This window comes from Achromobacter sp. (assembly GCF_036567245.1).
GTDB lineage: Bacteria > Pseudomonadota > Gammaproteobacteria > Burkholderiales > Burkholderiaceae_B > Achromobacter.
In genome coordinates, this window is sequence record NZ_DATCUY010000039.1 from 1 (window position 1) to 6,435 (window position 6,435).

Annotated in this window: 7 protein-coding genes; 5 read left to right on the plus strand and 2 right to left on the minus strand. The window is 66.9% G+C overall.

Going from position 1 to position 6,435, the window contains the following annotated elements:
• The first annotated feature begins 75 nt into the window (after positions 1-75).
• The 5 genes from VIR09_RS01405 (at position 76) to VIR09_RS01425 (ending at position 5,284) form a co-directional block, all read left to right on the plus strand.
• Complete coding sequence (locus VIR09_RS01405) at positions 76-1,671, plus strand: sulfatase-like hydrolase/transferase (RefSeq protein WP_332011063.1); 1,596 nt, start codon at positions 76-78, stop codon at positions 1,669-1,671.
• A gap of 108 nt (positions 1,672-1,779) precedes the next feature.
• Positions 1,780-2,766 carry a Bug family tripartite tricarboxylate transporter substrate binding protein gene (locus VIR09_RS01410; protein WP_332011065.1) on the plus strand — a complete coding sequence of 329 codons (987 nt, stop codon included), beginning with the start codon at positions 1,780-1,782 and terminating at the stop codon, positions 2,764-2,766.
• 152 nt (positions 2,767-2,918) lie between these two features.
• A complete protein-coding gene (locus VIR09_RS01415) occupies positions 2,919-3,710 on the plus strand; it encodes an amino acid ABC transporter substrate-binding protein (protein WP_013393690.1) in 792 nt (263 codons plus the stop codon).
• 145 nt (positions 3,711-3,855) lie between these two features.
• Positions 3,856-4,509 carry an amino acid ABC transporter permease gene (locus VIR09_RS01420; RefSeq protein ID WP_013393691.1) on the plus strand — a complete coding sequence of 218 codons (654 nt, stop codon included), beginning with the start codon at positions 3,856-3,858 and terminating at the stop codon, positions 4,507-4,509.
• Positions 4,510-4,531: 22 nt separating this feature from the next.
• A complete protein-coding gene (locus VIR09_RS01425; protein ID WP_013393692.1) occupies positions 4,532-5,284 on the plus strand; it encodes an amino acid ABC transporter ATP-binding protein in 753 nt (250 codons plus the stop codon).
• Positions 5,285-5,331: 47 nt separating this feature from the next.
• Here VIR09_RS01425 and VIR09_RS01430 read toward each other — a convergent pair whose 3' ends face one another.
• A complete protein-coding gene (locus tag VIR09_RS01430) occupies positions 5,332-6,162 on the minus strand; it encodes an ABC transporter ATP-binding protein (RefSeq protein ID WP_414639357.1) in 831 nt (276 codons plus the stop codon).
• Positions 6,159-6,435 (minus strand): iron chelate uptake ABC transporter family permease subunit (locus VIR09_RS01435; RefSeq protein WP_332011075.1); only part of this gene is annotated, 277 nt, incomplete at its 5' end. The genes VIR09_RS01435 and VIR09_RS01430, both read right to left, overlap by 4 nt.

The window sequence follows — 6,435 nt, forward strand, 5'->3', positions numbered from 1 at the left end:
GGCCGCTGGCCAGCCGGCGCCGCAGGCGGGCAGCGCCGCACACGCGCCCGGGGCCATCCTGAACGGGGCGCAGCCATGAACGCGTCCGCCCCGGCCGCGAACCCCCAGGTGCGCAACGTGCTGTTCATCATGTGCGACCAGCTGCGCGCGGACCATCTGTCCTGTTATGGCGGCGCCGGCGCCTTGCGCACGCCCAATATCGACCGGCTGGCGCGCATGGGCGTGCAGTACGACCGGGCTTACGTGACGTCCGCTGTTTGCGGCCCGTCGCGCGCGTCCTACTACACCGGCCGCTATCCGCTGTCGCACCGCGTCACCTGGAACCGCGTGCCGCATCCGGTGGATGAATGGTGCCTGGGCGAGTACCTGGCCCAGGCCGGCTTGCCGCTGCACTTGCTGGGCAAGACGCACTTCGTGGCGGACCGCGCCGGATTGCGCGCCAAGGGCTACGCCGCCGCGGACGAACAGCGCTTCCTGCAGGGCGGATTCGTGCCGATCGAGCGCTACGACGGCCATTTCGAACTGGCCAAGGACAGCCCGTACCGCCGCTACCTGCGTGAACGCGGCTACGACAGCGAGCGGCCCTGGGAGGACTACGTGGTGGGCAGCCAGGCCGCCGATGGCAGCATCGCCAGCGGCTGGCTGATGCGCAATGCGCCGCTGCCCGCCAGGGTGGATGCGGCCGACTCCGAGACGGCCTACCTCACGGACCGCGCCCTGGGTTTCATGCAGGAGCAGGGCGACCAGCCCTGGGCGCTGCATCTGTCGTACATCAAGCCGCACTGGCCCTACAAGGCGCCGGCGCCTTACCACGCCCTGTTCGGCGCGGAAGACTGCGCGCCGCCGGTGCGTACGCAGGCGGAACGGGAACGCCCGCATCCGGTGCACGGCGCCTACCAACGGCTGGAGGAGTCGGAGTCCTTCGCCCGCGACGAGGTCTGGCGCAGCATCCGGCCGGTCTACATGGGGCTGGTCAAGCAGATCGACGACCAGATCGGCCGGGTGCTGGACTTCCTGGAGCGCAGCGGGCGGCTGAAGGACACGCTGATCCTGTTCACCTCGGACCACGGCGATCACCTGGGCGACCACTGGCTGGGTGAAAAGGAATATTTCTACGAGAGCGCGATGCGCGTGCCTTGCCTGGTCTACGACCCGGCGGGAGCCGCCGACGCCACCCGCGGCAGCCGCAGCGACGCTTTCGTCGAATGCGTGGACATCGTTCCGACGGTGCTGGACGCGCTGGATCTGCCCGCCCAGGCGCACCGCATCGAGGGGCGCTCGCTGCTGCCAGGCATCCGCGGCGCAGGCGGCTCGGCGCCGCCCGCCCGCGAGTACGTGGTGGGCAGCCTGGACTACGCCTACCGCGAGGCGCGCCTGTTTCTGGGGCGCGGCGAGCGGGAATGCACCGGCTTGATGGTGCGCGACGAACGCTACAAGTACCTGCATTGGCAAGGCTATCCCAGCCAGTTGTTCGACCTGCGCGACGACCCGGGCGAACTGCACGATCTGGGCGCCGATCCGGGCATGACGCCAGTCATGGCCCGGATGCGCTCGGCGCTGCTGGACTGGCACCAGGGCCTCAAGCGCCGCGCCAGTGAAACCGACGAGGAGGTGCGCGAGCGCACGCATGCGCACGAACGGATGATGGGTATTCTGATCGGCCGCTGGTGAAGCGCGCCGGTCCTGATCTGGGTTTCCAGCCGTCAGGGGCGTTTCAGGCCTCGGACGGCAATTCAGTCGCCGGACCCAACCGGAACGACACATACAAGGGGAAGTGCCATGGGATCGCCGTACCGTTGTTGTATTCAACCTGTATTGTGGGCCGCGCTTGCGCTACTGCCGGCCGCGCAGGCCGCGGCCCAGGCCTGGCCGTCGGACACCGTGAAGATCGTGGTGCCGTATCCGCCCGGCACCGAACCCGACGTGCTGGCGCGCGACCTGGGCAACCGCCTCTTCAAGGAAAGCGGCAAGACCGTGGTGGTGGAGAACCGGCCCGGCGCCAACGCCATCATCGGCAGCGACTACGTCGCCAAGGCGGCGGGCGACGGCAATACCCTGCTGATGGTGGACCGCCTGGCGCTGGAGACCAATCCCTTCCTGTACGCCAAGGTGCCGTACCGCTGGCAGGAAGACTTCAAGCCCGTCACCGACCTGGGGCAGGTGCAGCTGTACGTGGCGGTCAGCAACGCCTTTCCGGCCAAGACCTACAAGGAGTTCATCGATTACGCCCGGGCCAACCCTCAGCGCATCAACGTGGGCACCGGCGGCCAGGGACATGTGAACCACCTGGGCATGGCCATGCTGGCCAGCGCCGAAGGGGTGCAATTCACTTATGTCCCCTTCAAAGGCGTGGCGCCGGCCATGACGGCGGCCATGGCCGGCGACGTGGACAGCGTCATGGCCGGCGGCCTGGCGGTATCGGAACAATACAAGGCCGGCAAGATCCGGGTGCTGGTCGCTGGCGCCACGCAACGCGCCGCCATGCTGCCCGACGTGCCGACCCTGCAAGAGGCCGGCGGCAAGGCCGGCAGCATACCGTCCACGGTTTTCACCCTGTTCGCGCCGGGCAAGACCCCGGACGCCCTGGTGGCGCGGATCAACCAGGCGGTGGCGGCGGTTACCGCGGATCCTTCCTTCCGCCAGACCTACGAGGCCCGCGGCCTCCTGGTGCGGGGCTCGACGCCCGAGGCCACGCTGGCCGCCATGAAGGAGGAGGCCAGCCGCTACGAAACCCTGATCAAGTCGGCCGGGATCAAGCCGGATTGATGCGGGCTCCGGGCGGCGGGGGCGCGCGCTTTCCTGGCGGTATCTGCCAGGGGGACGGATTGTGCCCCCGCAAGAGGATAAAATACCGGCTCGCGGCTTTTTGACTGGCCATTCCGGCATTCTTCATTCTTGCGCCCGGCGCATCCATAACGATGAAAAAACTGACAGCTGTACTCCTCGCTTCCGCTACCGCGCTGCTCACCGCTTGCGGCCCCAGCGACAATGCGCCCGCCGCCGGCGCGCAAGCGCCTGCCGCCGCCAAGAAGGTCGTGGTCGGCCTGGATGACAACTTTCCGCCCATGGGTTTCCGCGATTCGAACAACCAGATCGTCGGTTTCGACATCGACATGGCCAAGGAAGCCAGCAAGCGCCTGGGCCTGGAAGTGGAGTTCAAGCCCATCGACTGGAGCGCCAAGGAAGCCGAACTCAACGGCAAGCGCGTCGACGTGCTGTGGAACGGCCTGACCATCACCGAAGAGCGCAAGAAGAACATCAGCTTCACCGCGCCCTACATGGCCAACCACCAGATCATCATCGTGGGCAACGCCTCGCCCGTGAAGCTCAAGGCTGACCTGGCCGGCAAGGTCGTGGGCGCCCAGGACGGCAGCAGCGCCACCGACGCCATCGCCAAGGATCCGGTTGCCGCCCAGATCAAGGAAGTCAAGAAGTTCGGCGACAACGTCACCGCGCTGATGGACCTGGCCGCCGGCCGCCTGGACGCCATCGTGGTGGACGAAGTGGTGGGCCGCTACCTGATCAGCAAGCGCGCCGGCGAATACCGCGTGCTGGACGAGAACTTCGGCACCGAAGACTACGGCGTCGGCGTGCGCAAGGACGACACCGAACTGCTGGGCAAGCTGGACAAGACCCTGGATTCGATGAAGCAGGACGGCACCGCCGGCCGCATCGCCACCCAGTGGTTCGGCGCCAACATCATCAAGTAAAGGGCCGGCGGCGCCCGCGGCCATCGCGCCCGGGCGTCCAGTCCCATGTTCCGCAGCCCGCCGCGGCGCTGATGCACCAGGCGGGCTTATTCATGAATCGATCCAACCTTGGCGTCCACGGACGCTGACGGCGCGAACCCACTGCATGGACTACGTACTCTCCCTATTGGGGCCATTGGCGCAAGGCGCGAAAGTCACCTTGACGCTGTTTTTCATCACGTTGGCGCTGGCCGTCCCGCTGGGACTGGTGCTGGCGCTGGTGCGGATCTCGAAATGGCGGCTGGCCAGCAACCTGGTCAATGGCTATATCTGGCTCATGCGCGGCACGCCGCTGATGCTGCAGATGCTGTTCATCTACTTCGCGCTGCCGTTCGTGCCCGTGATCGGCATCCGGCTGCCGGATTTCCCCGCCGCGGTGGTGGCCTTCGCGCTGAACTACGCGGCTTACTTCGCCGAGATCTTCCGCGCCGGCATCCAGTCGGTGGACCGCGGCCAGTACGAGGGCAGCAAGGTCCTGGGCATGACCTATCTGCAGACCCTGCGCCGCATCGTGCTGCCGCAGATGGTGCAGCGGGTGCTGCCGCCCATGAGCAACGAGACCATCACCCTGGTCAAGGACACCTCGCTCATCTACGTGCTGGCGCTCAACGACATTCTGCGCACGGCGCGCGGCATCGTGCAGCGCGATTTCACGACCACGCCGTTCCTGGTCGCCGCCGCCTTCTATCTCATCATGACGCTGATCCTGACGTGGTTCTTCCAGCACATGGAAAAGCGCTATGCCAAATATGACCAGTAATTCTCCGTCCGCGCGTCCCGTCATGATCGAGGCCCGCGAGATCATCAAGTCGTTCGGCTCCAACCGCGTGCTGGACCGGGTTTCGTTGAGCCTGGGCCAGGGTGAAGTGGTCGCGGTGATCGGGCCGTCCGGTTCGGGCAAGAGTACCTTCCTGCGCTGCCTGAACCACCTGGAAACCATAGACGAAGGCAGCATCGAGGTCGAAGGCGAAGCCATGGCCCGGGCCGTGCCCGGCGGGCGCAGCCAGTACGCCAGCGACGCCGACGTGCGCCGCATCTGCCGCAAGATGGGCATGGTGTTCCAGTCGTTCAACCTGTTCCCGCACATGACCGTGCTGCAGAACATCATCGAGGCGCCCATCACCGTCAAGGGCATGACGCGCGCCCAGATCGTTCCCAAGGCGGAAGAACTGCTGCGCAAGGTCGGCCTGTTGAACAAGCGCGACAACTATCCGACGCGCCTGTCCGGCGGCCAGAAGCAGCGCGTGGCGATCGCCCGGGCGCTGGCCATGGAGCCGGACATCATGTTGTTCGACGAACCCACCTCGGCGCTGGACCCGGAATTGACCGGCGAAGTCCTGCGCACCATGAAGCAGCTGGCCGACGAACGCATGACCATGCTGGTCGTCACCCATGAAATGGGCTTCGCGCGCGAAGTCGCGCACCGGGTCATCTTCATGGATGAAGGCCGCATCGTCGAGGAAGCGCCTTCGGCCGACTTCTTCCGCGCGCCGCGCGAAGCGCGCAGCCGCGAGTTCCTGGCGCATATGCTCTGAGGATGCGCCGCCGTTGCATGAACAAAGCCCGCTATGGCGGGCTTTGTTCATTTTTCGAAGGCTTCGCTTCCCGTCAGCGGCTGCCGAAAGCGCCGAGGCACGACCATGGGGCTGCCGGTTTCGGGGTCGGGCATGACGCGGCAATCCAGATCGAAGACCTGGCGCATCATGTCCTCGGTCACGACCGAACGGACATCTCCGTGCGCCGCGATCCGCCCATCGCGCATCATCACGATCCTTTGAGCGTAGCGCAAGGCCAGGTTGAGGTCGTGCAGCACCACCACCAAGGTGCGCCCGGCGCGGTGCAACCGGGCGCACAGCTCCAGCAGGTCAAGCTGGTGGCGGATGTCGAGGAAAGTGGTGGGTTCGTCAAGCAGCATGATGCCGGCCTCCTGGGCCAGCACCAGTGCCAGCCAGGCGCGCTGACGTTGGCCGCCGGAGAGCGTATGCACGGGTTCCTCGGCGATTCCGTCCAGATCAGTGGCCGTCAGGGCGGCGTCGACCGCGCTGGCGTCCGCTGCCGACCATTGCCGCAACAGGGACTGATGCGGATAGCGGCCGCGGGCGACAAGGTCGCGCACGGTGATCATCTCGGGCGCAATCGGGTTCTGCGGCAGGTAGGCCAGGCGGCGCGCCACCGCTTTTCGACGCAGGCTGGCGAGGTCGGCGCCGTCAAGCAGGGCATGGCCCTGGCCGGGAGGCAGGGCGCCGCCCAACACGCGCAGCAGCGTGGATTTGCCGCAGCCGTTAGGGCCCAGGATCACGGTGAACGAGGCCGGCGCGATGTCCAGCGTCAATCTGTCCAGCACGCGGCGGATGCCGTAGGACAGGCTCACGTCCCGGAGCTGAAGGGCGGGTGTGGGCGTTGTGGCAGTCACGTTGAAACCTTGCGCCATTCGAGCACCAACAGAAATGCGAGATAGAGGCCGCCGATGCCTGCGGTAAGAACGCCTACCGGCAAGCCGTTGGCGCCAAACGAACGCGACAGCAGATCGGCGCCTGCCAGCAGCACGGCGCCGGTCAATGCGGCCAACAGGGGCTGCGGGCCGCCGGCAGGGACGCAGTGCCGCGCAATCTGCGGGGCCGCAAGCGCAATGAAGGCGATGGGGCCGGCCACGCTGACGGCGGCGGCGGCGGCCAGCACGGCCAGC

Excerpts from the sequence above, each read along its gene's own strand:
- VIR09_RS01415 (WP_013393690.1), top strand. The coding sequence starts at position 2,919 with ATGAAAAAACTGACAGCTGTACTCCTCGCTTCCGCTACCGCGCTGCTC.
- VIR09_RS01425 (WP_013393692.1), top strand. The coding sequence starts at position 4,532 with ATGATCGAGGCCCGCGAGATCATCAAGTCGTTCGGCTCCAACCGCGTG.
- VIR09_RS01410 (WP_332011065.1), top strand. The coding sequence starts at position 1,780 with ATGGGATCGCCGTACCGTTGTTGTATTCAACCTGTATTGTGGGCCGCG.
- VIR09_RS01405 (WP_332011063.1), top strand. The coding sequence starts at position 76 with ATGAACGCGTCCGCCCCGGCCGCGAACCCCCAGGTGCGCAACGTGCTG.
- VIR09_RS01420 (WP_013393691.1), top strand. The coding sequence starts at position 3,856 with ATGGACTACGTACTCTCCCTATTGGGGCCATTGGCGCAAGGCGCGAAA.